This window comes from Streptomyces uncialis (genome assembly GCF_036250755.1).
Lineage (GTDB): Bacteria > Actinomycetota > Actinomycetes > Streptomycetales > Streptomycetaceae > Streptomyces > Streptomyces uncialis.
In genome coordinates this window covers 8,981,298-9,006,341 of sequence record NZ_CP109583.1, presented here as the reverse complement: position 1 = coordinate 9,006,341, position 25,044 = coordinate 8,981,298, and the positions used below count along the sequence as shown (strand labels likewise).

Here is a 25,044-nt window from a genome sequence, read left to right as displayed (position 1 = left end):
ACTCCCAACGATTCGCACATGAGAGAGGCTGGAACACCATGCAGATCTCCAGGACGAAGAACTTCGCCCGCGCCGCCGGACTGGCCGCCGCGACCCTCGCCGCCGTAGCCCTGGCGGTGCCGGGGAACGCGCAGGCGGCCCCGGTACCCGCCTACTGGACCGTCGACTGTGACAAGTTCCCGGCGGACGGCGACCCGGGCGCCCACGACCTGACCGCCCTCATCTACCGGACCAACGACCCGGGCAAGGCCGCGAAGGCGACCTTCAAGGCGGCCACCGAGAAGCTGTCGATCAACAACTGGTCGGGCGCCATGATGGGCTACAAGTTGCAGTGGGCGAACGCGAGCGGCACCGCCATCGAGCGGACCTGGGAGTTGGACATGGGCTCCGGGAACTCCAAGGTGGTCGACTTCGAGATCCCCGAGGGCCGTAAGGTCTACGTCTCCGTCGGAACGCCCGGCGGGAGCACCGCGTTCTGTAACGGCATCGCGTAGGGCGGTAGAACGGTTCCGTCTCCGGGTCGGCGAGTTCCGGGCGGAGACGGACGACGGACGGGGCCTCACGGTCGGCCGCCCGGGGCTGGTTCGCCCCGGGCGGGACCGGAGGCCCCGCCTTCGTGCTCACCGCCCGCGCCGGTCGCCGTCCGTCCCGAACGCGTCGGCCGTGAAGTCCCGCGCGATGGTGGGCGTAGGCCGCGATCCCTGAGACCCGGACCAGCAGACAGAACCGTTCCACCGATGCCGGCTCCCGCGCCATCCGGCCGTACTCGCGGCGCAGGAAGCGCGTCGCCGCCAGGTTGGTCAGGGAGGACCGCCCAGCCACCACGAACATGAGCGCGCCGGACTCCTCCGGGGTGAACCTGTCGACCAGGGCGTACTCGACGTCCCCCTTGCGGAACGGGTACGTCGTCCCGCCGATCGTGACGGCCACCGATTCCGGCTGCTCCGGATCGTAGGGGTGGAAGGCCGTCCCGGGCAGATGGGCGGCCAGATGGCCACGGGTGTGGAGGTCGGAGGCCGGAGGCGAGGCGCCCCCGCAGAACTCGGTGCGGTCGCCGTCGCCGCCCCGGAACCCGCCCGGTTCCCTCTCGACCCGGCAGCCCAGCTCACCGGTGAGCAGCGCGAGTTCCAAGGCCGCGCGGACGTCCCGGTAGGCGGAGGCGCCGGGTCCTTCATAGCTCGCCCAGGCACTCCCCGCCCGGCCGGACCCCGAAGAACGCGCCCCGCCGGTTCACGGCACGGGCCCGCTTGGCGCGTTCCCACGCCCGGACGAGGGCACCCCGAGGAGACTGGTCACCAGTCCGATCACGATGCTCCCGAGCACCAATTGCACCGCCGCCCCCCTCCGCTCGCGCGCCGCGCCCCCGCGCCCCTCTTCCGAACCCCGGCCGCGTCCACACGCCCAGGTCACAGACTCAGGGTCCGGGCCCGGTGCGATCGCCGCACGGCCCGCCGGGCGCGCACCACCTCCGCCCGGCCCCCGGGACCCGCCCCGGGCCCTCCGGGACCCTCCCCCGGGACCCGCCCCAGACACAGGCCGTACGTTTTCGGCCACCCGGACGCCCGGATCGGCCCCCATATGACGGCGTCTTCCCGCCACTGCCAGGCCATCACTTTCCGGACAGGTAGCCTCGGCCGATGACGCACGGGACGACGGCGGCCAGGGCGGCACACGAGACGGCGACGGCGCGGGACCTGTCCTCCCGCGCGGAGCGGCACCGCGGTGAACTGCGCGTCCACTGCTACCGGACGGTCCGCTGCTACGCGGACGCCAAGGACCTCGTCCAGGAGACGATGATCCGGGCCTGGCATGAACGGGAGTCCCTGGACGACCCGGAGCGGCTGCGTCCCTGGCTGTACCGGATCGTCACCCGAGCCCGTCCGGACTTCCTGGCCGGGCCCTGACAAGTACCCCAGGGCTGCCAAGACTCGGGTACTGGCTCAAGTTCTGGGCGCTGTCTCCATTTCGGGAGTAGCAGCTGTTTGATCATGGCAACAGAAGGATGCGGCGTCGGAGCAGGTCGAAGTCGGCTCGGCCGTACACCTGTCTCTTCAGCAGATTGACGGTTCCCCAGACCCCCGGTCACGACGGCGGTGGGTCCGTCGGCTTGGCTCGCTGCGGGTGGAACGTCTCGTGCCGGGCCAGCATCGCCACGCACTCGGCGATCTTCCGGGTGCGCGTCTCGGCCCGTTTGACGGCATTGACCCGGCTGATGAGGGCGAAGAGGTTGGCTTTGGTGAGTACCTCGAACATCGCCTGCGCTGCTGGGTCGGCGGCGATCGCGGCTCGCAGGTCGGCCGGCACCTCCGCTTCCGATGACGGCGCGTAGGCGGCCGCCCACCGCCCGTCGGCCTTCGCGGCGTCCACCGCGGCGCGGCCGGCGGGCAGCATCAGGCCGGCGGCCTCCAGGCGGGCCACGTTGGCGACGTTGCGCCGGGACCAGACACTGCGGGGCCGACGCGGGGTGAACCGCCTCCAGGAACTCCCCTCGTCGCGCTTGCGGGCCTGACCGTCGATCCAGCCGAAGCACAGTGCCTCGTCGACCGCCTGCTGCCAGGTCAGCGTGGTGACGGAACCACCTTTCCTGGTCAGGGCGAGCCACACACCAGGAGAGACGGTGTGGTTGTCCAGCAGCCACGCGCGCAGCGCCGCGCCGTCAGCAACGATCAACTCATCCAGCTCGGTTCCGGTCACCACCGCAGGTTACGGCGTCGTGCGCGATCGAGGTCGGGCGCTGGTGACCTGGGAGGTCGGCTGGTGGGCGATCACCGAGGGGCTGCGTGGTCGGAGACCGGTCCGGCGATCGTCTGGTGGGTCCCGTCGTAGTACTACGCAGAGGTGGTTCACGTGGGCCGTCCCATGCATCGGGGCGGTCGGCACCTCGACGGCTCCCCGCCGACCGGCCCCTACCGCCCAAGTCCCGCCGGCACCCGCGAGCAGATCACGGACGAGTACCGCACCCATCGGCTGTCCCACCCGGAGTTGCTCGCCCTTCTCCCCCGGGCTACGCGGGCGGCGGCTCGGCTGCTGGCGCCTACCGGAGACGTGTCATGCCGAGATCATCGCCGAACTGGCGGACGCGGGGTCGGGAACGGCCACGCGGGCGCCTCCAACCGGCAGCTGAACGACGGGGAAGCGGTCGCGGCCGTAGAGGGCCAACCCTCACCTGCGGCAGTACCCCGGCCGAGGCCCTGCCAAGTCCGTCCCCTGCTGGCGATCGTGGTCGCGGCACCGTCCTCGACGACCGCGCCGACGGGCCGGGCCGCGAGGCCGTGACGGCACGGACGTGGCCCCCGTGCAGCACGTCCTCGCTTCTCCTCGGGCCTTCACGGTCCTGGGGCGCGCCTGTGACCAGGCCCGGGCACTGCTGGACGCCGATGCCGCGCGCAACCTGCGGTCGAGGGTGCTGGCCGGCGGCGAGGACGGCCGACGTTCGCGCGGTCGTCGTCGCCGACGCACTCGTGCAGATCCTGACCGGCCGCGGTACCCGGGCCGAGGTCGTCCACCACCAACTGCCCGGACGTGAATGGCCTCCGGCCGGGCAGCCCGGCACAGTCCTGCCGGTGCGTGCCAGCTGCGACGAAGCTACGAAACCCACCCCAGTAGTTGCGTCCTACCGTCAACACAGGCCGAAGCAACCTGCTTTCGTCAAGCCAGAGGTGCCATGCAGACCCCGCGCCACGTAGGTCCGCGTCACGTAGGTTCGTTCTGGACAGGCTGGCGAGGGACAGGTACGCGTCGGGCTTCACAGGGCGTGAGAACAACGATGGCCGGGAGCAGAGGTTCAGGACGAAGGAAGGTGCCATCGTGGGTCGTGTCCCGGGTGACGAGGATGGTGAGAGTGGTGAGGGTGGCGTTTGGCCGCGTCCCGGTGTCTGCTGAAGCCGTGAAGAAGGGGCGGGGCACGAGGGGAGACGCGAGTGAAGGGCCCTGATATGTCGCGCGGTGCTCGTCTGGCCGCCCACAGCGCGGTTTCCACCTCGCTGGCGGCGCGCAGTGACAGCGGTCTGCGCGAGTTCGTGGACGCAGGCGCGCCGCTGGGGTCGGGCATCGGCGGGGAGACGGTCCTGCTGGAGGTCGAGGGATCCCGGGTCTTCGTCAAGCAGGTGCGGCTGACCGATCTGGAGCGGCGGCCGGGGCATGTTCACTCCACCGCGAATCTGTTCGGGCTGCCGGCCTTCTGCCACTACGGCATCGGTACGATCGGCGGCCCGGGGTTCGGGGCCTGGCGGGAGCTGGCCGCACACACCATGACGACGAACTGGGTGATCGCGGGAGACCATGACGGCTTCCCTCTGATGTACCACTGGCGGGTGATCCCGGACTCCGGCCGGCCGCTGCCCGAGGAACTGGCCGACGTGGAGCGGGCTGTCGCCTACTGGGGAGGCGGACCAGCGGTACGCCGCCGGATCGAAGCTCTCCGGCAGTCCACGGCAAGCCTTGTGCTGTTCCTGGAGTACATCCCGCACAACCTGCACGACTGGCTGGGCGTCCGGATAGGGGCCGGCGACGAGGCGGCCGAGCGGGCCTGCGCCATGGTCGACGACGAGCTGGCAGCCGGCCTCTCGTTCATGAACGCCCGCAGGTTTCTGCACTTCGACGCCCACTTCGAGAACATCCTCACCGACGGCCGACGGCTCTTCTTCACGGACTACGGCCTCGCGATCTCCACACGCTTCGACCTCGCACGGGACGAGGCCGACTTCTTCGACGAGCACCGCACCTACGACCGGTGCTACGCCGCCACCCACCTGGTGAACTGGCTTGCCGTCGCTCTCCACGGTTGCACCCCGGAGGAACGCAAGGTGTTTGTGAACGCGTGCGCCGAAGGGGTGCCTCCGGAAGGGGTTCCCGCGTCGGTCGCCGCGCTTCTCGTCCGTGACGCACCGGTCGCCGCGGCGATGGGCGACTTCTACCGCGAGTTCCAGCAGGAGAGCCGGGCAACTCGCCATCCGCTGGTGGCGATCTCTCGGATGAAGCGCAGCACGTGACAGCAGCAGCCGGTCATAGGCAGGTGGTGATCCGGCCGTCGGGCAGGCGACCGTGACACCGGGATCACTCTGCGGTGGCTGCTCCAGCAGACCAGCGGCCCGTACGACTACACCATCGACCTGCCGGTCCTCAGCTCCGCCGAGGGGTACCGCCGCCACTGGAACGACGACATACCGCCGGAGCGGCTGGTGGCGATGGCGATGCGGCACAAGCCCGGTGATCGGAGTGGTCGTACTCCAACACCAACTGCATCCTGCTCGGCATGATCATCAAGAAGGTGACCGGTCGTGACTGGTCCACGGAGGTGACCGACCGCATCCTGCGGCCGCTGCACCTTTCCCACACCTTCCGCCCCAGCAGTGGGCGTACCTGCCGCATCCGCACGCCAGAGGCTACGAGCAGTTCACCGAGGGCGGGCCGCTGATCGACACCACCAGGCTCAACTACAGCTGGGCCGGTCCAGCCGGTGAACTGATCACCACCACCGCGACCTGACCCGCTTCTGGCAGGGGCTCATGAGTGGCCGACTGCCGAGGCCCGCGCAACTGGCGCAGCTGACGACCACCGTGGACACGCGTCTATCCCACTGCCGACACCGGAACTGTGCATGCCGGGCCGCGAGAAAGCGCTGGGTGTTGGCCTGCTCCTCGTGGGCCTGGAACGCGTCGCGGGTGGCGTACAGCTCGTGGAAGACCCGCACCGAGGGCTCGTCCAACCGGGGTGCGCACCGCGTGCGACGACTTCTCCGTCAAGGTCAGCCATTATGAACTGAATCGGGGCTGAGGGGCCGGTTGCCTCCGTCCTTGGCCTGTGCAAGGGGCCGCAGCCGCCAAGCGCGCGGTGCTCTCCCATGCGCTTGGCGGTTCAGTCAGGACGGTGGGACCTTGGGGGTCAGCGGTTGTCGTCGAGTTCCTGGTGCATCTGGGGCTGGTCGTCCTGGTCGTGGGTGAGTGCGTATTTTTCGATGTCGTTGAACGCCTTCGAGGCGACGCCCAGGAGATCCTTGTAGGGGTTGACGCCGACGGTCCGCTGGGTAGCTCCGCCGAAGAGGCCGCCGGCCGTTCCGCTGACGAGGCCGTGGCCGGCGGCGAGCGGCTTGCCCACGAGATCGAGGGGGCTCTTGGGCACGCCGGCCATGTCCGCGTACTTGTCGGTGAGCGCTACGCGGGTCAGCGCGATGTACGCGTCACTGGCCCCGGGCTTCAGAAGGTCGCGGTAGAACTTGATTGCCTGGGCGGTCATGAAGACACCGTCGTCGGTCTTCTGCCATTCCTTGTCCCGTTCCTGGTTCCACAGCCGCTCGGTCTCGTCGGCGTCCTTGGGCAGCTGCCATTTCTCCGGCGTGCCGAGGTAGTGGTTGACGTAGTGCCAGGCGCACATGAAGCCGCGGGCGTCATCGGCGGAGACATCGATACCGAGGTTCCTCATGCCTTGCAGGATCTGGGTGCTGAAAATGCAGGCGGCGCCGGTGGTGTATTTCTGGGAGACCGGCTCGCCCCACTTGTCGTAGTCCCACTGGCCGCTCTGCTTGTGCAGCTGCCTGACCGAGGCGTGCACGAGGCGCACCTTCGTCACGGCGGCGGCCAGGGTCCCGTCGCGCATGGCGTTCTTGTCGCCCATGTCGAGGAACAGCCGGGAGGACTGCGACAACCGTCGTCCTGGTCCCTCGACACCTCCCAGGCGGCCGGTGGAGCGCAGGGTGAACGCCCCGGTGGGTGAGAGGTAGGTGCCGATGAGTCCGACGGTGCCCTGGAGCATCGAGGCGGTGCCGTGGTGGTGTCCGAAGAAGCCTTCGGCGGCCTTGACGTCTGCCTCGCTCCAGTCCGGCGGCGGGGCGGCGGCCTCCCGCAGGAACTGCGCCAGCCGGTCGGGAAGCCGTGACAGATCCGTGTCGGGCTTGAGCGTTCCGATCGTCCGGAACAGGGCGTTGACCCCGTCGACCTCGCCGTTCTTGAGCAGATCGGAAACAAGCGCGTCGGCGGGGGGATCCCCGACCTTGCTCGCGGCCTCCAACTCGGTCGCGACCGTTGCCGATGTCAACGCCATATCAATACTCCTCATGCGTTCACGTAATTGACCACGCGGTAGGTGTGACCTGCGCATTGACGCGCTCCCGGCACAGGGGACGCCCTCCGCACCGCGCAAGAGGACCCTGAGTGCCCGCTCCCGAGGGCTGGGCCCTCGCGCAACCCGACGGCATGAACGGAGGAAGCTTGTGCGGCAAGATCACTGATTTCGATCTTGCCGCAATCGGCGTCCCGAGAGGGTCACCCAGGAGGAGTAAGGGGGCGTACGCCCCCGCGTGAATCAGGGCATGCGCCACCCGCCGCTGCTCTGCTCCCGGCGCCCTCACCGCCGTGGACCAGGCCGCCGACGAGTTCCGTGCGATGCTCACCGCCGTACGCGACCCGCGGCCCTGGACGTCCGCCCACGCCCTCGACGCCACCGTGTGCGTCGGCCCGTTCGTCGAACGCGTACACCCGCGCCCCGGCGACGACCACGACACCGGGACGATCGCCGTCGCCCTGATCCACCCCGGCGCCGGTCACGCTGCGGCCTGCCTCCACGGCCGCCGGCTCGGCTGCACCGACCGCAGCCGGCTGCGCTGCGAGCCCACCACATTCCTCGGCACCCGGCACCCGGCACCCGGCAGCCTGCGAAGCCCGCGGGCTGTGTGCAGCACGATCTGCGCGCACTCGAAGCCGGTACTCGGTCTTGTGGCCGCAGGCTGCCTTCTTCAGCCAGTGCCGCTCGGTGGCAGTCAGGGATATCAGGCGGGCGGCGGCAACGGGCATGGCAGGCAAGCTGACTTCCGGAGCCGACCAGTCAGCCTCGCAGGTCGGACAGGTCCTCGTCACTGAGCCTGAGATCGTTCGCCGCGAGGTTCTCCTCCAGGTGTTCGAGAGAACCCGTACCCGGAATCGCCAGCGCCGTCGGCGAGGTTGCCAGCAGCGACGCGATCGCGACCTGCGCTGTGGTCGCGCCCAGACGTGCTGCGACCTTGCCGAGCCGTTCGGCGTCGAGTGGGCCGCTGCCGACTCCGCCGCCGAGCGGGAAGTACGGCACGAAAGCGATGCCCGCCTCCTCGCTTTCCGCCAGCAGCCCCATATCACCGGTGTGCCTGTTCTGCACCGCCGCGACGGGCGCGATCGCCCGGGCCTCGGCGAGCTGGGCGTCGTCGACGTTGCTGACGCCCAGGTGTCGGATCAGCCCCTCCGCGCGGAGCTCGGCCAGGACCGCGAACCGTTCGGCGATCGACTCCCCACCCGGACCGGTCGTCCCGCCGACCCGCAGATAGACCAGGTCGAGCCGGTTGATACCCAGACAGCGCAGATCCGCCTCGACCAGGCCGCGTAGCTGGTCAGCCGTCGCCTGCCCGCTCGGCACACCGTTCGGCCCGGGCAACGGCCCCACCTTCGTCGCGATCACCAGATCATCACGGTAGGGGGTCAATGCCGTACGGATCAGCTCGTTGGCCCACACCGCGTCCCTGCCGTAGAAACCGGCCGTGTCGATGTGGTTCACGCCCAGCTCCACCGCCCGGCGGAGCACCGCGATGCCCTTCTCGGGATCTCGCGCCGGACCGGCGAAGGTGCCCATCGCCAGGCGCATCGCGCCGAAGCCGAGCCGGTTGATCGTCAGCTCTCCGCCGAGGGAGAAAGTCTTGATCGTCATGACGCTGATGGTGTCCGCCGGCGCGACTCCCGGCGAGCTCGTGGCAGCTTGCTGCCAGACTGGCGGGATGCGGAACGAAGAGGTGTTCTCAGTGCGAGGAGACGCGGAGTTGATCGCGCGCGCAGGTCATCTCTTCGAGTCCGCGCGGACCGAGTTCCTGTGCGCCGCCCGGGATCTCCAGACCTGGTCGCGGCTGGGGGCCAGGGCCGCGGTCCGGACTCGAATGCGCGCGGCGGATCCCGTCGGCTTCACCCCTCGGAAGCTGCTCAGCCCGGTGGCACTCGCCGACGAGGAGGCCCGCGCGCATCTGCGGCTGGTGCGGAGTAGAGGCGCTCTCGTTCGGATCAGCCGTTCGCCGCTGCCGCACGAGACCATCCTCATCGACCGGCGGGTGATGATCCTTGCCGGCCGGGAGACCCCCACCGGCCGCGAGTACACCGTGACGACGTCACAGATCCTGGTCGACGGTGTTCACTCGCTGTTCCGGGCGATCTGGGACGCCGCCGTCGATCTCGAAAGCTATCTGCGCAGCGACGTCCCGCACCTCGATGCCGACGGCCGCATGATCCTCAAAGCCCTCGCTTCGGGCCTCACCGACGAATCGGCAGCCAAACGGCTCGGCGTCTCCCTGCGCACCTACCGGCGGCGTGTGGCCGAGCTGATGGTCGAACTTGAGGCCGACTCCCGGTTCCAGGCCGGGCTGCGTGCAGGCGAGCTGGGGCTACCCCGCTAGAACCATGGTGATCGCGACCCTTGGGCGGTCTGCCCGCCTGAGCAGTGGGCGCACGCGCACGGCACGCAGCCGGAGCAGCTGGTGCTGTTGCGGGCCGACGGGTGGTCGCGGCATGAGGTCGACGGGTTCTTCGCCTCGGCGCGGATGCGCAACGCGAGCGCGGGCACGCGCAGGAAGTACGCCTTCGCGGTAGCCGTCTGGCCGGGGTTCCCTGACGCGGCGGGCCGGACCTGGCTCGGCGCCGACGAGGACCGGAGACTCACATCACCGCTCCACCTGGTCGGGCGTGACCTTCACGTCTCCGTGGGCTCCTGATCGTGGTGTTCTTGCTCCTGCGCCCAGGCGTTCGCCCATTCGTCGAGCGGACCAAGGGCATCACGGAGCGCTGTCCCCAGCCGAGTGAGTTCGTAGCCATCGGCCGAGGGCGCGACGATCCCGCTCGACGCGAGTTCGCGGAGTCGCTGGTAGAGGACGCTGGATGACAGCCCTTCGCACCGTGCCAGCAGTGCGCGGGCGCCGAGCGGACCCGCACGCAGTTCCCAGAGAATACGCAGCGCCCACCGACGGCCGAACAGGTCCATCGCGGCCATGAGGGGACGGCCGGTAGTCGATCCACGAACCGGTGTTCCTGGGCGCGGTGTCGGCATAACCCTCCTTGCGTTTCGTTATTCGAAACACTAGCATCCACCTAGGCGTTTCTGATTTCGAAACAAGCTCGACGGGAGAGCCGACATCGCGGACAGCCCTGCCGGAACCGCGGTTCACCGACCAGGCAGGCGCGCTGCTCGCGCGCATGACACGGCGGTGCCGGTCGACATCAGCGCCATGGTGATCACGACGCCGACAAGACGCACTCTCGCCCGCCGACGCTCGTCCGAGGCCAACCCGTGAGTCAAACGCACTCATCCCGACACTGGAGGTTCCATGCCCAAGGGCTACTGGGTCAGCGTCTACCGCACCATTTCAGACCCTGAGAAGTTGGCTGCTTACAACGAGCTGGCTCCCCTGGCCGTCGAGCCCGGGGGCGGCCGGACCATCGTCGTGGGCGGTCGGGTCGAGGCGTATGACGCCGGAATCGCCGAGCGCACGGTCGTGGTCGAGTTCGACAGCTTCGAGCAGGCCGTCGCGGTGCGCGAGAGTGCGGCCTACCAGGAGGCGCTGGTCGCCCTCTCCGACGGCGTCGAGCGCGACTTCCGCATCGTCGAAGGCATCGACTGAGCGATGTCCTGGCCGGATGTCATGGTGATGCGTGCGTGCGGCGCGACGGGCGGGGCGGTAGCCCCACGGCCGGCACCGACGACGACCCGGCGGCGACGAACGCGGACCGGCGTGCGGTCGCTTCTGCGGCCAGCACCTCGCACGCGACGTTCCTCGGCCTGGGGCGGACACCGGACGGTGGCCTGCCGGTCCGGTTCTTCACGGCCATCGCCGAACTGTCCGGCTGCGGCCACGGCACCGTTGCCGCGCAGGCAGTCTGGTTGACCCGCACCGCGCTGAGCGAGCTGAACGGCCGCCAGCACACCGGCGGGCGCACGTTCGACACCGTCGCGATCCGCCGCCCCGCCGGCATCGAGGTGTGGTTCGACCAAGTCCTCGTCGCGCTGCGTCACCCGGCACCGGACGAGCGCGCCGCCATCGTCGCCGCGCTCGGGCTCACCGCGGACGACCTGCATCCGACCGCCACGGATCGCCGCGCCCGGCACTCCACGCATGCTGGTACCGGTCCAAGACCGGTCGGCGCTGCTCCGAGTCCGCCCGCACCTCGGCAGGCTGACAGCGGCGTGCCGGCCGTACAGGCTCCGGTCACGATCGAGGTGGAGCAGGGCGACACCCTCGGTCGACCGGCCAGCGTGCTCGCTCCGGCCCGACGCGGGCCGGCGGGCATCACGACCCGCGTCGGCGGGTTAGCGGTGGTCCGCGACGGACAGTGAGGCGACGACCGGACCGTCCTCTTCTGCGATCCGCGCATGGGGCTGGGGCTGTCCGCCGCGGTCACGCGTTGGCGCCCGGTGGCGGCCGCAGCCCCGACCGGCACAACCGAGCCAGGGCCGGTCGAGACGATGACGGGCTCGCCGGCAGGGCGGCGGCCCGAACAAGAACGACAAGGAGAGGAGGAGTAGGTACGAGTCGCACCAGTAGGACGTGATCGGCCATCAACCCCGGGCCCCTGCCTGCCCCAGATGTCGCCAGACCTGGCCGAGCTCTTCGACGTCGCCGTGCCCGACGACCGCAGTCCCGGCCAGGCCTGGGTTCCAGGCCCGCGCATAGAAGCCGGCGCCGACCGCGGCCGCGATCCGGATCGGGTACGCCCGTTGCTCCACCGCCCAGCAGAAACAGCAGTCCCAGCTCGACGCCCTCGACCGCGCGAACTGCAAGCGCGTCTTCTCCGAGAAGATCTCCACCCGCGTCAAAGTCGGAGAAGACGCTGAAGCTCGCGTACGACATCCGCGAGGCCGCGTTCCACCCGGCGATGCCTCCCACTATCTGCACGACCCCGCTGCCCTGCTCACCGACAACACCTGTGGGGTCAGCGGTTGTCGTTGACTTCCTGGTGCAACTGGGGGCGGGTCGTCCTGATCGTGGATGAGTGCGTACCTTTCGATGTCGCTGGAAGCCTTCGAGGCGACACGTTGGCGCTGCGACGAACCGGCGTGCCAGTGTCGCTCGCCGTGAACACCTCGATGCCCGCAAATTCCGTTGAGCCCGCACCCTGCGATCGTGTTGGCTGGCGGCACCGAACTGTCGGCACCGCAGGTGTCCGCTCGGCCATAGCAGGGAGTTCAACGTGCAGGACAGTGCTGTCGACCCCGCTGCCCACAACCGGGCAGCCTGGGACAAGTACGTCCGAGAGGGCAACGAGTGGTCGACGCCGGTGAGTGCTGAGGAAGTCGAGCGCGCCCGCGCGGGCGACTGGTCGATCGTTCTCGTCGGGCATGAGCCGGTCGACCGCTCCTGGCTGCCGACGGACCTGACCGGCAAGGACGTGCTCTGCCTGGCCTCCGGCGGTGGCCAGCAGGGCCCGATCCTCGCCGCCGCGGGGGCGAGGGTCACCGTGTTCGACAACTCACCCGGCCAGCTCGGCCAGGACCAGATGGTGGCGGCGCGCGACGGACTCGAACTGCGCACCGTTCTGGGCGACATGCGCGACCTCAGCGCCTTCGGCGACGCTACGTTCGACGTCGTGTTCCATCCGGTGTCCAACCTGTTCGTACCCGACCTGGCACCGGTGTGGCGTGAGTGCTTCCGCGTCCTGCGACCGGGCGGAACCCTGCTCGCGGGCTTCCTCAACCCCGATGGGTACTTGTTCGACCACGAGGCGCTTGACGAGCGAGGCGAACTGATCGTCGTGCACAAGCTGCCCTACAGCGATGTCACGCAGTACTCCGCCGAGGAACGCGCCACGAAGTTCGGCGCGGATGCCGCCCTTGAGTACAGCCACACCCTCACCGACCAGATCGGCGGGCAACTCGCAGCGGGGTTCGTCCTCACCGGCTTCGCGGAAGCGCCGCACCAATCCAACGCATCCGCTTCATACATGTCCAGCTACTTTGCGACGCTGGGGGTCAAACCGGGCTGACCCAGCCGCGGGGCCGACCGAAACGGCCGTGTTTCCGAAGGGCCGAGTGGAGCGCAGTGCCGGCCCGGCCCCACCAACCTCGCTGAGCCCCGCTCGCTGGGCCAGCGACCATCAGAGCCACGCCGACCCGTACGAGGCTGACGCCCTCCAGTTCCTGGAGGCCGCCGCAGAGGAGGGCACGCATGATCCGGGTCCCTGCCGCTGAGCCCAGCACTGCTCCCAGTACCGGCGGGTGCTCGGTGCCCTGACGGCCCGGCGTCTCCAGACCATGCCGAGCACCAGGGATGGTCGGGCTCCCCCGCTGGTTGCGGGGGAGCCCGACCATTCGTGTTTACAGACCCCACACCATGCCCAGTCCACTCCCCCGCCGACGGGGCCCATGGAGACAGGGGCACCCGGGCAATCCGCAGCCCTAACTCCGCCGGTTGCGGATGGCCAACGCCGTTCCTATGGAGCAGACCACACCCGCGAGCGCGATCCAGAGGCCGGCTGAGTACCCCAGAAAGGCTGTGATCAAGCCGACAACGGTGAGAAGGCCCGCGCAGCCCAGGGCAAGCAGGAGTCCGGCTCGTGTGGCGGCGTCGCTCACCGCGCTGTCCCGGCCCAACGGGTCATCCAGGTCGGCCATCGCTGGGGGCCCTCCTTCCTCGTGGCTACAGGCAGCGGGGGAATCACCGCCCGTGGTCATGGAGGGCAGAGTGCCCCGGGATACCTGATTGAATCCCCCGTTCACGCCCCCGGTGGTGCGGACTTGTCTCCGGGGCGTCGCAGGGCCGACGGTCAAGCCGCTTGTCTGCCGGACCGCCGTCGTGGAAGCGGTTCTGCGGCGGCCTCTGTGCTACGTCCAGGGCGCTGATGGTCCTGAGTCAGGGCTTGTCTGCCGGGCGGGTCGGGCGATCCGCGGTGACCAGCCATGACGTGCTGCGCAGCCGGACGGTGCCGTCCGCTGTCTCGTGGGCGCGCAAGTGGTCCGTGAGCGTGTGGAGGGCGCGGGTCCGTACGGCCGCGGGGGCCTGCCCGGTCAGGTGGCGACCGGGACCCGTTCCGAGGATGAACTCCGCCGCGTCTGCGGCTCCGTGTCCCCACACCCCGTACACCTGAGTCTTGTTGAGGGTGATGCCCGTGAATCCGGCCGCGGTGAGGACATCGCGGATGCGGTCCGGCGGGGCCAGGGAGTACATGCCGGGCGCCCCCGGCTGCGCGAAGTCACCGACCGGAAGAAGGTCGCGCAGTGATGTCATCGCCGTCACCCAGTCGTTGAGCGCCGCATCGGCCGGGCAGACGAACGCCAGGCGTCCACCGGGGCGCAGTGCCCGGCCGACGTTGCTGAAGGCGGCTACGGGGTCGGCGAAGAACATCACCCCGTAGCGGCTGATCGCCGCGTCGAAGGTGCCCGTTTCGAAAGGGTGCACCTGTGTGTCGCCTTGTGTGAAGGAGACATTGCCGATGCCTTCCCTCTCGGCGCGGGTTCGGGCCTCGGCCAGCAGGGGGCCGGACAGGTCGAGGCCCAGCGCGTGACCTTGGGGTGCCCGGAGCGCCGCGAGGCGTGTGGTCTGTCCCGAGCCGCAGCCGAGGTCGAGGGTCCGGTGGTGTCCGGTGATGCCGGCGGCGTTGAGGAGTGGCTCGTTGAAGCCGTCGGTCACGGCGTTCCAGCGATCCTGGTTGCGGACCCAGTGGGCTCCTTCGGCGCCGTTCCATGCGTGTGCCTGCTCGGTGTTGACGATGTTGGGCACAGGTGTCTCCTTTGGCGGACGGCCGCAGTATGGGCGTGCGCCCAAACACTATGGGCACGTGCCCAAACTGGCAATCCTCGCTACAATCCACACGGTCGCGCCTTGGGGAACGGCGGAATCGGAACGAAGGAGGAGTCCATGTCACCGCGCGGAGTAGCGACGCCGGACGTGCGCGAGCTCCTGTTCGCCGCCGCCGAGCACGTCGTGAGGAGAGACGGCCCCGGCGCACTCACCAGCAGATCCGTCACGGCCCAAGCGGGCTGCGCCAAAGGGCTGCTGCATACACACTTCGCGGGTCTCGACGAGTTCGTCGCCGAGCTCTGCCTCGACCGGTTCGCGCGGACAGCGGCGAAGGCCCAGGCCCTTTCAGGGCTCGCCGGGCAGGGTACGGTGCAGACAAACCTCACGGCCGTCGCCTTCGCGCTGCTCGACTCCGGCGGCCCCGCCATCGCGGGTCTGGCCATGACCCGCCCCGCCGCCGCACTGCGTATCCGCGATGCCCTGGAAGGCGGGGCACCCGGATTCACCGCGATCCAGGAAGCCATCACCGACTATCTGAAGGCCGAGCAGGAACTCGGCCGGGTGGCGAAGAGCATCGCCCCCGACACGCCGGCCCTCGCCATCGTCGGAACCGCCCACCACCTCCTGATGACCAGTCGACCCGACACGCCTGACCCGCGCCCCCCGATGGCGCGCCTTGTGGCCGCGTTGCTGGACGGCTAGTCAGAAACGGGGACGTGGCGAACGCGGGCTGCGAGACAGCTGCGCTCCTGTCCTGTCCACGAGATGTCGGGGCGCCGCGGAGAAGGGATGGGCTGGAGCGGCTCACCCCACACCGGCCGTCGGTGCCCTTCACCGTCCAGCGGTGAACCGGGCGCACTTCTCCAGCCGCTCATTCAGTTCCTGCCCCTTGAGCCCGTACTCCGGCTCCGCTCGCTCGCCGCTGCTTCCGTGGCGAACCGCGTCAGTCACCGCCCCAGCCGCGCTCCCGATCTCGCGGAGCACCACGAAAGGCGTCCTGATCCGGGGACGATCCTGGTGGGCCTGAGCCGAGACGCCGTGGCCACCGTAACGCGCTCGAACTGGCCAGGCGTCTGGAAGCCCCATCGGGGCGGGGCGTGGATATCCGCAGCGCCGGTTGCGATGTATCGCTCGCGATCCGCAGGTCTGTCGGCCTCTGCCCATGACGTGCACAATCGGCGGCATGACAAGCACCGCGGGCGCGCCCCCCACGCACAACACGCCTGCCGACCTCGCTCTGGGGTTCCTGACGGGCGGGGTGATCGGGGCGTCGCTGACCGCCTTCATCGGTGGCTGCGTCGTCGGGAGAGCGCCTCTGGTCCTCACCGGGCTGGTCCTGCCCGCGGTCTACGGGCTTGTCTTCTTCCTCGCCACACTGCCGCGCCGTGTCCGGGAGGCGGCCGTCGCGCCGCGCACGGCGCTCGCGGTGATCGAGAGTCGGGAGGCCGTCGGGGGTGAGACCAGCGACGTGCCGGTGCGGTTCGATCTGTCCGTCGTTCCGGAGGACGCGCCCGCTTTCCGTGTCGAGATACGGCAGGATGTCAACGTCGTCGAGCTGGCCGATTACCGGCCGCGTGCGGTCGTGGTGGTGGAGTATCCGCCGGACCGGCCGTGGAAGACAAGGATCGTGAAGCGCCCGACGCCGGAGTGGGAGGAGCGGGCGGCCGTGGCCCAGGTCGACTCGGTGCCCGGTCCGGCCATGAAGAGCGAGACCCCGGAAGGCTGTTCCAGCGGGCTCCTCAATCTCTTCGGGCTGCTGCTCGGCGCGGCCGCCGTACTTCTGCTGTTCCGTGCCGACCTGTTCGGCTCCCAGGGGGGCGACAGCGGAGCCCCCGAACCGTCCGTCTCCTCCTCGTCGTCCACCACCACCGTGACATCGTCCACCGTCACCGTGACCTCGGCGACAGGCACGGTCGCCCTCGGGCCTGGGAAGTCGATGCTCGATGAGGGTGAACTACGCGCTGCGGTCGAGTCGTTGACGCAGGTCGCAGGCAGGCGTGAGGTGCTTTCCGTCGTCGTGCGGGACCGCCTGCTGACGGTCGTCTTCTCCCTCACCGGCGGGAAGCGTGCCGGGTTCGACCCGAGGTCCCTGCCCTACGATCGCGTTCCCGGTCTGGTCGAGGAGGCCGGGACCACCGTCGGCGCCGAGTCCCCGCGGAGCTGGCAGCTCACCGCCGACGGCGTCACCGGCTCGCTCACGCTCATGGTTGTGGTCACCGACGGCGGGAGCACGGGAACACTGAGAGCGGACGGCCGGGGCAAAGTGTTGCGGAAAAGCGGCAGTTGACGGGATCGGCAGGAGGAGCGGCGCATGAGGTGGGACGAGTTCCTGGTGCTGTGGTGCGCGGTGTGGGGTGTGGTGGCGCTGACCGGGTACGGCATGTCGCTGGCCGGGGTGACCAAGGCGCAGCGGACGGTCCTGCTCACCGGGCGGATCGAACAGGTACGGGAGCCCCGGCACGGCGGGTCCCGGTCGGGCGGGATATGGGTGGTCGTCTCCTACCGCGACCCGGCCTCCGGTCAGAAGGTCACGGTGACGAACGACGGTGAGCGGGGCGAGACGATCACCTCTGCGTGGGAGGGCCGGGAGATCGGGGTCAGCCACCCACGAGGCAGACCGCACGCCTACCGGTTCTCCAGCACTCCGGAGGAGCCCGGTCGTGGGCTCGGCTGGCCGATTTTCGCGGTCTTCCTGGTCTACGTGGGGCTGGTGGTCCTCGCCGCGGTCTGCTGGGGGTGGCCGTGGGCGCTGATCGGCTCCGGCGGGCCGTTGGCTGTCGTCGCCGCCGTTCATCTGCCCGGGGCGGTACGCGCCAAGAACCGCCGCATCGAGAGACTGGCCTCGATGGACACCGTGCGGGGACGGGTCGTCGCGGTTCTGAAGGACGTCAAAGCCAACCAGGACGACGGTGACACCTCGATCACCATCACCCCGGTCCTGTCGTTCACCACCCGTGAGGGCACGGCCGTCACAGCCCACTGCGCGTCGAACATCCCGAACCCCGCCCGCGCGTACGGCCGTGACGTCACAGTCCACTACCCGTCCGCCGACCCGGCCGGTTTCACACTGGACCGCGCCGCCGAACACCGCTCGGCGGAACAGGGCGTGACACTCCACGTTCTGTTTGTCGTCGTACTCGCAGCGACAGCCGTGGCGGGAATGGCGATGCTCTGAGAGGCCTTTCAGTCCTGCTTCAGCGGCATTCATATCCGCTTCCAGCGAGTGACACCGGGCAAGCAGCCCCGTAACACTGACGCCGGAGCCCCGATCCCGCCATAGGAACAACCACCCCCCTTGGAGCAGGCCCGGGGTATCGCGCTGCCAGGGCAGGACCGTGCAACACGCACGCTCGCCCGTACCTCCTCGCGCGCGTGGGCTTTCAGCAGCTCAGGGACGCAACATGCTTTGTCCGCTGCTGATCGGGACGGGGCGGCTCACCGGGCGGCTGGGCGAGAAGCCGCTCGTGGGGGCCGCCGCCGTCCTCCTCTCGGCGACCTTCCGCGTCGCCCAGCTTCTCGTCGGCACCCTCACCGGCCTCGTCGCCGCCCGGACCGGCTTCAGCGCCACCTTCTGGTGCGGCGCCGCGCTGTGCGCGCCCGCCTGCGCGCCGCTCCGGGCGCGCAGGCGGGCGAGGCGGGCGGCTACCAGGTGCCCCGGACTTCTTCGGGGCTGGAGCCGAAGACGATGTCGAGGACGCGGCTCATGCGTGGGTCGTAGATGTGGGCGTCCGGCTGGGCGACGCCCTCGGAACGGTCGTAACGCCAGCCGCTGTTGACACCCGCGAAGTGCCGGTGGTGGACCTTGTCGGTCTTCACGGTTCCCGAGCCTGCGACGCTGTGCACGCGCCACTGCGTGGTCATCTCGTCCACGACGCCCGGCAGGGCCGCCCACTTCACCGTCGTCGTGCCCTTGGAACGGTGGTGGTAGTCGGTGAAGCGGCGCTGGCGGTCGGACGCCATCGGGGTGCGCGTCGCCTTGGCCATCCAGTAGCCGGAGAACATCGCGACGCCGGTCTCCGACTCGGCGGCGTGATCGAAGACGGACCGGCCGTCATCGGCGAGCATCAGCTCGTCGATGTCCGCGCTGATCACACCGGCCGCCTGGGACAGATAGCGGAAGCGGCCGTGCTCCAGGAGCCCGTACTGGCAGTAGTCCGAGTCCCAGATCTTGTTGGGGCCGCCCTGCGGGCCGAAGGGGAAGGGCCAGTCCACGACGACGGCCGTGGTGATCCCGTCCACCTCCGCGATGGCGTCGGCGACGTCCTGCGGGGTGTAGCGCGTGGAATTGTTGTCGTAGAAGACGATTCCGGTCACCCCGTGCACGAGGTGGTAGTAGCGCAGGAAGTCCTGGATCCAGACGAGGTCGTTGTCCTTGGACTTCGTGATGATCGTGCGCTGCCCGGCGAAGAGGTCCGACTCGTTCGGCGCGATGTCCGCGCTGAACCTGTCGTTCCCCAGGCTGAAGGACAGCTCGCGGCCCGCACCGGCCCCCGCGATCACCGAGCGCTGTGTGCGGCCCCAGTCACGGAGACCGAGGTCGCCCGTGACGTCGACGCCGTCGACGCGCCAGGCCCCGTTGCTGAGCGGCGCCTTGAGGTTGCTCACCGGCGGGCCGCTCAGCCACACGTCGTCGCCGTGCTGGAAGACGTCGTAGAAGAGGGTGCGGGCGTCGAACTGCTCAAGGTATTCGGGCTGCTGGTCCTCCGGCTTGCGCGGCGGCTCCCGGCGGAAGGAGGAGGAGAGGGGCAGCGTCACCGCGGACGGCCGGACAACCTTGATCACCTTGTCCTGCGGCTCCCCGCTCGCCCGCCGCAGGTCCAAGGCCCGGCGCGAGAGACGGACCGGTTCGAGGAATTCATCGAGAGTGAGGGAGCCGGAGCCGTGCGCGTGCCTGCGGCGGTCCGCCTCGAGCTCGGCCACGCGGCGGTCGAGGCGCGCGATCTCCGCCCGCAGGGCCTCCGCCGGTGCGTGGGTGTCCTCGACGGCTCCAGATGTCATTCTCGCTCCCGTTTCCGAGCGCCCTCCGGTGGGTCGGTCGCCGGGCCACAGCCGGCGGCGGTGCGCGCCGATGAGGACGACGGTTCGCAGTCAATGGAGTGACAAGCATACGGTAGTCCGTCGCGCCGCCGCGCCATCGCGGTGCCGCTTCGCGCGAGCCCGAAGGGGTGCCTGGCAGCGGCCGGAGACCTGGCCGAGCGGTGACCCGGTCCCCGTCCCCGTCCCCGTCCCCGGAGGACGCAACGGTGCTGGTCAGCCCCTTCCGGCCCGGGTGGGCCCGGGTCGCTGCGCCGGCGACCGGCTGCGGAACGTCCCGGCTGCTTCGCAGACGATTTCCAGCCGCACCGGTTGACCGTCCTGCCGGTCCAGCCGGTAGTCCAGCGCCGCCTGGCGCAACCCGGCCCGGTAGTCGTCGGGCCCGTCGTAGGCGGCAGGTTCAGCACGGACTTCGGTGCCGTCGCGCAGGTCCTCCCACGGGATACGGCCGAACAGTCGCGCGCCGCCTCGCGAACGCCGACCACCGAAATCGCGCCTCGACCGACTTTCACTGGCCACCGATGATGCCATGTGCCATTCGCACGGGACGCTGCGCGAAGCCGACGTGACCCGGGCCGTTGCCATCGGCCCTGCCCTGCTGTACGCAGCGGGCGGGTGCCGCCTACTCCGGTCCGGGGGTCAGCAGTCGGCGGATGCGTGCGTACTCGGCCGCCATCTCCGGTGTGGCGAGAAAGTCGTCGAGGGTGGCGGACACTTCATGGTCGATGTCCTCGATGGAACGGACGGCGAGTTCGTAGAGCTCGCTGCGCCGGTTCTGCTCCAGGTAGTTCTTCCAGTGCTCCAATGCGGTGACGGCGGTGACGGCGGTGAGGACTCCGGTGTCCAGACCGTCGTCGACCAGGATTCCGCCGTCGATCGCCGCGAGCAGGTCGTGCAGTTCGGCGGGGCCCATCATCAGGACGTTCGCGCACCCGGTGGTGAGGCCGTTCGGGCATCCTCGGTGAGTTCGTCCTCGGCGGCGGCGCGCAGCAGTTCCGGCCGGACCAGGCGGGTGACGGTCTGCTCCGCGAAGGCGCGGGCACTGTCCTCGGTGGCTTCGGTGACCAGCCGGAGAATGCTTGCCTCGACCTCGCTGTAGTTCACCACCGCAGCCTAGACCGATCCCGTTCCCTCATCGGTCCGACCTCAGTGGCTCCGCGCCGGACTCTGTCCACAGGTCCGCAGTTCGAGGGTGTCCTGGAGGCCGCCGCGGTTAGCGGGGCGGCCCGTACCTGAGGAGCCGTCGTCCCCGAGAGCACCGCCACCGCGCCGCTCGTGCCGGTGGAGCCGCAAGACATCGCCGGGGCCTGTGCGGTGCCACCGGGTCACGGATGCTCCCGGAGAAACCCCCTGCGACTTTTGGAGAGTGCGCCCGTGCTGAACCCCGAGGTGGAGATGCTGATCGAGTCGGACACCACGGCGTATGTGCTGTGGCGAGCCCTGGGCGAGGCGGTCGCCACCCACCCGCTCACCCCACTGCCAGTGGGAGAGGACACCGCGGTCGCCTTCCTGTCCGTCCAGGACACCGGAGACGTCCTGCTCCGGACCCGGGTCCCGATCCCTGGAACCGGCCGAGCGAGGCACAGCTCACGGATCAAGGGCGTTCACCGCGCCCCCGCTCCCACCTGCCGTGTTCGCCGCGTTCACCGCGGCGACGGGAGCCGTCTCGCCCCAGGCGACGGCAGCCCGGGCTGGGGAGTCGACAAGTGTGCGGCCATCGCCGTGGCCCGTACGACGACCCCGGCCGCCGGGACCGTACGGGAGCGGTGGGTCAGGGGGCAACCGCGCAGGCGGTGACGGCCGCCTGGGTGGCGGCGGCAGCGGTCGTGGTGGCGGCGGCACTCGCGTCGGCGGAGGTGACCGCGGCGGCGGTCGCCTCGGTCGCGGTGGCGGCGGTCTCGGCGAGGACCGCGTACGGCTCCGCCGCGGCGATCGCGGCGGCGACGGCCTTGGCGGCAGCGGCGGCTGTCGCCGCGTCGGCCTTGGCCGCGTCGGCGGCGGCAGCGGCGTTGGCCGCCGAGGTGGCGGCAGCTGTGGTCGAAGCCGCGCAGGCGACGGGATCGGCCGCTGTACGACCGGCCGATGCGGCGGGCGCGTCGGCACCGGCCCACGCGATGGCACTGCCGCCGGCCAGAAGGGCACCCGCGGTGAGGGACGTGACGGCGATGCGGTGCAGCTTCATGAGAGAACCCCTGTCGGGAGAAGGGTGAGCCCGGAGGATCCGGCACGACAGCCGGACCGCGATTCCACATGAGCGGGAACCGAAGCGGCTCACACCGGAAGACAAGCACCGAAATCACCCCGTGTCCCTTTGACGACCGGCCGCCCTGATACCCCGGCCCACCACACGACCGTGTCCCGTGCGGGCCGAAAGGCCTGGTCAGAGGAGAACCTGCGGACAGGGCCAGCCGTTCGGCCGCCCTCTCACCGGCCTACTCGGACCTCCCCGTACGGGTAGCGGCAGGGCGCCGACGCCAAGATTCCATCGGGGTCACCCGACAAACCGGCGACGGCCCACGTCACTCCTCGCCACCCCCGCGGCGCAGAAGTGGGGCCCCTCCCCCGGGCCCCCGTCCGCCCACCGCCCCCGTATGACCCACACGGACATCCCGCCGGGCGGGCGGACCGAGGCACCCGCGAGCAGCGTCACCGTGATCGTCGCGGATACGGCGCACCTCGGGATCGCCGTGGCGAAGGCGGACACGGGAGTGAGCAGCGGGTGCGGATTCTCGTTCCGGTGAGCACTGCCCGGTGAGTGGTCGTGCTGGTCCTGCGGTGCCCGGAACATCACTCGACGACTGAGGCGTCGCCCCCGCCCGACCTGGGGTCGCCAGGCTGTCCTGGTGCACGCACCCGGTGGTCACGAGCGGCGACCGGGGTGCGCACGGCGACATCGGCGCCTTTGCCAGCCTGGCCGCGATGTGGAAGACCACATGTTCGGGCCGGACCTCAAGGGGACGAGGCGCGGGTGTGTCCGGAGGCGAGGCGCACCCGCCGCGCGCACCGGCACCACGCGGTCGCCGTGCCACGCTCCCCTGCCGCTTCGTCAACTGGGCCGGGCCGCGTCGGGCGTCGGCACGGGTCGGCAGAACACGCCCGCACAGCTGTTGATCATTCAATATCTGACGTTGCGGCTGGGTTCATGTGTCATACACGCGAGGCCTCGACGCTTGTCCCGGCCCAGGTCGAATCGTGACCGGGTCATGGGTGCATGGCAGTTACTGGAGGTCATTGATGGTCAAGCGTCGCGAACTGCTCGGGATGGTCGGCGCGACCGTCGGAGCGGGAGTGCTGGCAATGGGCACGGCCGAGGCCGCCCCGCAGGATGCGCGGAAGCACCGCAGGCCGTCGCACCGAACGCTCAAGGTCATGCAGTTCAACATCTGGCTCGGCGGTAGCCGGGTGCCCGGCGGCCGGGCGGGGATCGCCGACACCATCGCCGCGGTCAAGCCGGACGTGGTGATGCTCAGCGAGTCGAACCCGGAGCGGGTGGCCCATCTCCTGGCCGATCTCGCCGAGCGCGGGCTGACCTACTTCGACAACGAGAACCCAGCCGATCCCGCGGTGATCTCGCGCTACCCGATCATCGAGCACGCGTCGTTCCCGTACTGGTCGAAGGCGGTCGTCTCGGTCCACGGCACCGAGGTCGCGGCCTACTCCGGGCACCTGGAGTACCGCTATTACGTCAACTACCTGCCGCGCGGGTACGGCGGTGGCACGCCCACGCCCCTGGAGACCTCCGAGTACGGCTGGGACGAGATCCCGACCGGTCCGGTCACCGATACCGGCCTGATCACACAGCTCAACGCGGCCTCGGGACGTACGGAGGTGACGAGGACGGTACTCGCGGACGCCGCGAAGGAGCGGGCCAAGGGGCGGCTCACGCTGCTGGCCGGTGACTTCAACGAGCCCTCCCACCGGGACTGGAACCACCGGACCCGGAACTTGTTCGACCACAACGGCGCCGTCGTCAAGTGGTCGACAACGCAGGCGATCGAGGACGCCGGATTCCGCGACAGCTATCGCGTGATCCACCCGGATCCCGTCCGCAGGCCGGGCTTCACCTGGCCGAGCGACAACCCGGGCGCCGACGTCGGCCAGCTCACCTGGGCGCCGAAGGCCGACGAGCGGGACCGGATCGACTTCGTCTTCTACCACCCGGACCGGCGGATCCGGCTGCTCGACAGCGTGATCGTCGGGCCGTCCAGCACCATCGTCCGCAACGAACGGGTGCCGGAGTCGGGCAGGGACAGGTTCTGGGAGCCCACCTGGACCTGGCCGACCGACCACAAGGCCGTACTCAGCACCTTCCGGATAGCCACACGCTGAGCAGGTTCGTGCCCCGGTCGGCTGTTCTCCCCTCGGCGGCCGCCGACCGGTGAAAGGCTGAGATGTTGTTTCAGGTCCTGACAGAGCGGGAGGAAGAGAGCAGCGTCGCGATCCCCCTACTTCGGGCCGGGCTGGGTGCCTGGCGCGGAATACCTGACCGTCGATGTCCATACGCCCGCAGCCGCCGGCAGACGACCCGTCATGGTCTTCGTGCACGGCGGTGGCTTCGTCACAGGCTCGAACCGCGCGGCGCTCTACGACGGCAGCGCGTTCGCCCGCGACGGCGTCGTCCTGGTGACGGTGAACTACCGGCTCGGCATCCCCGGGTTCCTCGACCTGGCGGGTGCTCCACCGAACCGCGGGCCGCTCGACCTGCTCGCCGCGCTCGCTTGGGTACGCGACACCATCGCGGCCTTCGGCGGCGATCCGGGCACCTCTATCTCGCACCGCGGGGCGAGCTGGAGTCCACCACGCAGGCCGACCTGGTCGCTTTCGCCACCCGGGCGTGCGCGGACCCGCGGACGGTCCTCGCCGCACTCCGCGCGGCACGGCCGGACGCGACACCGGGCTCGCTGCGCTCCGCCGTGCTCGGGCAGGTCCTGTTCGAAGCCGGTACGACGCGCATGGCGCGGGCCCACGCACGGATCTCGGGCGGCCGCACGCGCCTCTACTCGTTCGGGTACCGCTCGACGGCCCTGGACGGGCGGCTCGGCGCCGCCCACACCGTCGAACTGCCCTTCGTGTTCGACATCGCCGATGAACCCCGGCTGCACGGGGACGCCGACCTGCTCGGCCCCGCCCCCGCCCCCGCCAGGCCGGCGGCCCGAGTGCACGGCGCCTGGGTCGCGTTCGCCCGCACCGGCAACCCGGGCTGGGCTCCTTTCGACCCGCGGCGACCCACGGTGGAGATCCTGGGCGAAGAGGAACCCGGCTGACCGGGCATTTGTCGA

Annotated in this window: 27 protein-coding genes and 2 pseudogenes; 17 read left to right on the top strand and 12 right to left on the bottom strand. The window is 70.0% G+C overall.

Going from position 1 to position 25,044, the window contains the following annotated elements; translation table 11 throughout:
- Positions 1-38: 38 nt before the first annotated feature.
- Together OG711_RS37650 and OG711_RS37645 are read left to right on the top strand one after the other, a co-directional pair.
- Positions 39-494, top strand: coding sequence for a hypothetical protein (locus tag OG711_RS37650; RefSeq protein ID WP_073788060.1), 456 nt, complete (start codon positions 39-41; stop codon positions 492-494).
- A 1,143-nt stretch (positions 495-1,637) separates the two neighbouring features.
- A complete protein-coding gene (locus OG711_RS37645) occupies positions 1,638-1,904 on the top strand; it encodes a sigma factor (RefSeq protein WP_329563403.1) in 267 nt (88 codons plus the stop codon).
- 178 nt (positions 1,905-2,082) lie between these two features.
- On the opposite strand, the gene OG711_RS37640 is transcribed toward OG711_RS37645, so the two are convergent.
- Complete coding sequence (locus tag OG711_RS37640; protein WP_329563401.1) at positions 2,083-2,697, bottom strand: YdeI/OmpD-associated family protein; 615 nt, start codon at positions 2,695-2,697, stop codon at positions 2,083-2,085.
- A gap of 1,238 nt (positions 2,698-3,935) precedes the next feature.
- Between OG711_RS37640 and OG711_RS37635 the strand changes: the two genes are divergently transcribed.
- Entirely contained in the window at positions 3,936-4,991 is a 1,056-nt protein-coding gene (locus OG711_RS37635) for a protein kinase family protein (protein ID WP_329563400.1), read from the top strand.
- Between the two features lie 236 nt (positions 4,992-5,227).
- Positions 5,228-5,416: pseudogene (locus OG711_RS37630) on the top strand (serine hydrolase); the annotation flags it as partial.
- A 467-nt stretch (positions 5,417-5,883) separates the two neighbouring features.
- Here the strand turns inward: OG711_RS37630 and OG711_RS37625 are convergent.
- Together OG711_RS37625 and OG711_RS37620 are read right to left on the bottom strand one after the other, a co-directional pair.
- Positions 5,884-7,038: an oxygenase MpaB family protein gene (locus tag OG711_RS37625; RefSeq protein WP_329563399.1), complete on the bottom strand. Its 1,155-nt coding sequence runs from the start codon at positions 7,036-7,038 to the stop codon at positions 5,884-5,886.
- Between the two features lie 780 nt (positions 7,039-7,818).
- A complete protein-coding gene (locus OG711_RS37620) occupies positions 7,819-8,667 on the bottom strand; it encodes an oxidoreductase (protein WP_329563398.1) in 849 nt (282 codons plus the stop codon).
- A gap of 67 nt (positions 8,668-8,734) precedes the next feature.
- Between OG711_RS37620 and OG711_RS37615 the strand changes: the two genes are divergently transcribed.
- On the top strand, positions 8,735-9,400 hold the full coding sequence (locus OG711_RS37615) for a DNA-binding response regulator (RefSeq protein WP_329563396.1): 666 nt from the start codon (positions 8,735-8,737) through the stop codon (positions 9,398-9,400).
- An 81-nt stretch (positions 9,401-9,481) separates the two neighbouring features.
- Positions 9,482-9,715 carry a hypothetical protein gene (locus OG711_RS37610; RefSeq protein WP_329563393.1) on the top strand — a complete coding sequence of 78 codons (234 nt, stop codon included), beginning with the start codon at positions 9,482-9,484 and terminating at the stop codon, positions 9,713-9,715.
- On the opposite strand, the gene OG711_RS37605 is transcribed toward OG711_RS37610, so the two are convergent.
- Positions 9,694-9,990, bottom strand: coding sequence for a winged helix-turn-helix transcriptional regulator (locus OG711_RS37605; RefSeq protein ID WP_329563391.1), 297 nt, complete (start codon positions 9,988-9,990; stop codon positions 9,694-9,696). The two genes, OG711_RS37610 and OG711_RS37605, sit on opposite strands and share 22 nt — an antisense overlap.
- A 334-nt stretch (positions 9,991-10,324) precedes the next feature.
- Between OG711_RS37605 and OG711_RS37600 the strand changes: the two genes are divergently transcribed.
- Positions 10,325-10,618 carry a DUF1330 domain-containing protein gene (locus OG711_RS37600; RefSeq protein ID WP_073788092.1) on the top strand — a complete coding sequence of 98 codons (294 nt, stop codon included), beginning with the start codon at positions 10,325-10,327 and terminating at the stop codon, positions 10,616-10,618.
- Positions 10,619-10,653: 35 nt separating this feature from the next.
- Positions 10,654-11,331: a PhzF family phenazine biosynthesis protein gene (locus OG711_RS37595; protein WP_329563389.1), complete on the top strand. Its 678-nt coding sequence runs from the start codon at positions 10,654-10,656 to the stop codon at positions 11,329-11,331.
- A 222-nt stretch (positions 11,332-11,553) separates the two neighbouring features.
- Here the strand turns inward: OG711_RS37595 and OG711_RS37590 are convergent, their stop codons facing one another.
- Entirely contained in the window at positions 11,554-11,802 is a 249-nt protein-coding gene (locus OG711_RS37590; protein WP_329563387.1) for a hypothetical protein, read from the bottom strand.
- Between OG711_RS37590 and OG711_RS39220 the strand changes: the two genes are divergently transcribed.
- The gene (locus tag OG711_RS39220) at positions 11,693-11,944 is read left to right on the top strand and encodes a recombinase family protein (protein ID WP_405675102.1); all 252 of its coding nucleotides are present in this window, start codon (positions 11,693-11,695) and stop codon (positions 11,942-11,944) included. The genes OG711_RS37590 and OG711_RS39220 overlap by 110 nt on opposite strands.
- A gap of 241 nt (positions 11,945-12,185) precedes the next feature.
- Positions 12,186-12,977, top strand: a complete 792-nt coding sequence (locus tag OG711_RS37585) for a class I SAM-dependent methyltransferase (protein WP_329563385.1) — start codon at positions 12,186-12,188, stop codon at positions 12,975-12,977.
- 412 nt (positions 12,978-13,389) lie between these two features.
- On the opposite strand, the gene OG711_RS37580 is transcribed toward OG711_RS37585, so the two are convergent.
- Both OG711_RS37580 and OG711_RS37575 read right to left on the bottom strand, forming a co-directional pair.
- A complete protein-coding gene (locus OG711_RS37580; protein WP_329563383.1) occupies positions 13,390-13,605 on the bottom strand; it encodes a hypothetical protein in 216 nt (71 codons plus the stop codon).
- Between the two features lie 238 nt (positions 13,606-13,843).
- Entirely contained in the window at positions 13,844-14,710 is an 867-nt protein-coding gene (locus OG711_RS37575) for a class I SAM-dependent methyltransferase (RefSeq protein ID WP_329563381.1), read from the bottom strand.
- A 138-nt stretch (positions 14,711-14,848) separates the two neighbouring features.
- On the opposite strand from OG711_RS37575, the gene OG711_RS37570 reads away from it, so the two are divergent.
- The 3 genes from OG711_RS37570 (at position 14,849) to OG711_RS37560 (ending at position 17,906) form a co-directional block, all read left to right on the top strand.
- On the top strand, positions 14,849-15,433 hold the full coding sequence (locus OG711_RS37570; RefSeq protein ID WP_073788103.1) for a TetR/AcrR family transcriptional regulator: 585 nt from the start codon (positions 14,849-14,851) through the stop codon (positions 15,431-15,433).
- A gap of 481 nt (positions 15,434-15,914) precedes the next feature.
- Positions 15,915-17,018 carry a hypothetical protein gene (locus OG711_RS37565; protein WP_329563379.1) on the top strand — a complete coding sequence of 368 codons (1,104 nt, stop codon included), beginning with the start codon at positions 15,915-15,917 and terminating at the stop codon, positions 17,016-17,018.
- A 24-nt stretch (positions 17,019-17,042) separates the two neighbouring features.
- Positions 17,043-17,906, top strand: coding sequence for a DUF3592 domain-containing protein (locus OG711_RS37560; RefSeq protein ID WP_329563377.1), 864 nt, complete (start codon positions 17,043-17,045; stop codon positions 17,904-17,906).
- Between the two features lie 467 nt (positions 17,907-18,373).
- Here the strand turns inward: OG711_RS37560 and OG711_RS37555 are convergent, their stop codons facing one another.
- From OG711_RS37555 to OG711_RS37540, 4 genes are all read right to left on the bottom strand, one after another.
- Entirely contained in the window at positions 18,374-19,729 is a 1,356-nt protein-coding gene (locus tag OG711_RS37555) for a glycosyltransferase family protein (protein ID WP_329563375.1), read from the bottom strand.
- A gap of 252 nt (positions 19,730-19,981) precedes the next feature.
- A complete protein-coding gene (locus OG711_RS37550; protein WP_329563373.1) occupies positions 19,982-20,296 on the bottom strand; it encodes a hypothetical protein in 315 nt (104 codons plus the stop codon).
- A gap of 91 nt (positions 20,297-20,387) precedes the next feature.
- A complete protein-coding gene (locus tag OG711_RS37545; protein ID WP_329563371.1) occupies positions 20,388-20,678 on the bottom strand; it encodes a hypothetical protein in 291 nt (96 codons plus the stop codon).
- A 2-nt stretch (positions 20,679-20,680) separates the two neighbouring features.
- Entirely contained in the window at positions 20,681-20,869 is a 189-nt protein-coding gene (locus tag OG711_RS37540; RefSeq protein WP_218623259.1) for a hypothetical protein, read from the bottom strand.
- 270 nt (positions 20,870-21,139) lie between these two features.
- Here OG711_RS37540 and OG711_RS37535 point away from each other — a divergent pair, with 270 nt between their 5' ends.
- Positions 21,140-21,562 (top strand): hypothetical protein, encoded by a 423-nt coding sequence (locus OG711_RS37535; RefSeq protein ID WP_329563369.1) that lies wholly within the window; start codon positions 21,140-21,142, stop codon positions 21,560-21,562.
- Here OG711_RS37535 and OG711_RS37530 read toward each other — a convergent pair.
- A complete protein-coding gene (locus OG711_RS37530; protein WP_073788111.1) occupies positions 21,537-21,947 on the bottom strand; it encodes a hypothetical protein in 411 nt (136 codons plus the stop codon). The genes OG711_RS37535 and OG711_RS37530 overlap by 26 nt on opposite strands.
- Positions 21,948-22,356: 409 nt before the next feature.
- On the opposite strand from OG711_RS37530, the gene OG711_RS37525 reads away from it, so the two are divergent.
- From OG711_RS37525 to OG711_RS37515, 3 genes and pseudogenes are all read left to right on the top strand, one after another.
- On the top strand, positions 22,357-22,506 hold the full coding sequence (locus tag OG711_RS37525) for a hypothetical protein (RefSeq protein ID WP_178391019.1): 150 nt from the start codon (positions 22,357-22,359) through the stop codon (positions 22,504-22,506).
- Between the two features lie 493 nt (positions 22,507-22,999).
- Positions 23,000-24,094, top strand: a complete 1,095-nt coding sequence (locus OG711_RS37520; protein WP_266510902.1) for an endonuclease/exonuclease/phosphatase family protein — start codon at positions 23,000-23,002, stop codon at positions 24,092-24,094.
- Positions 24,095-24,205: 111 nt separating this feature from the next.
- Positions 24,206-25,029: pseudogene (locus tag OG711_RS37515) on the top strand (carboxylesterase family protein); the annotation flags it as partial.
- Positions 25,030-25,044 lie beyond the last annotated feature (15 nt).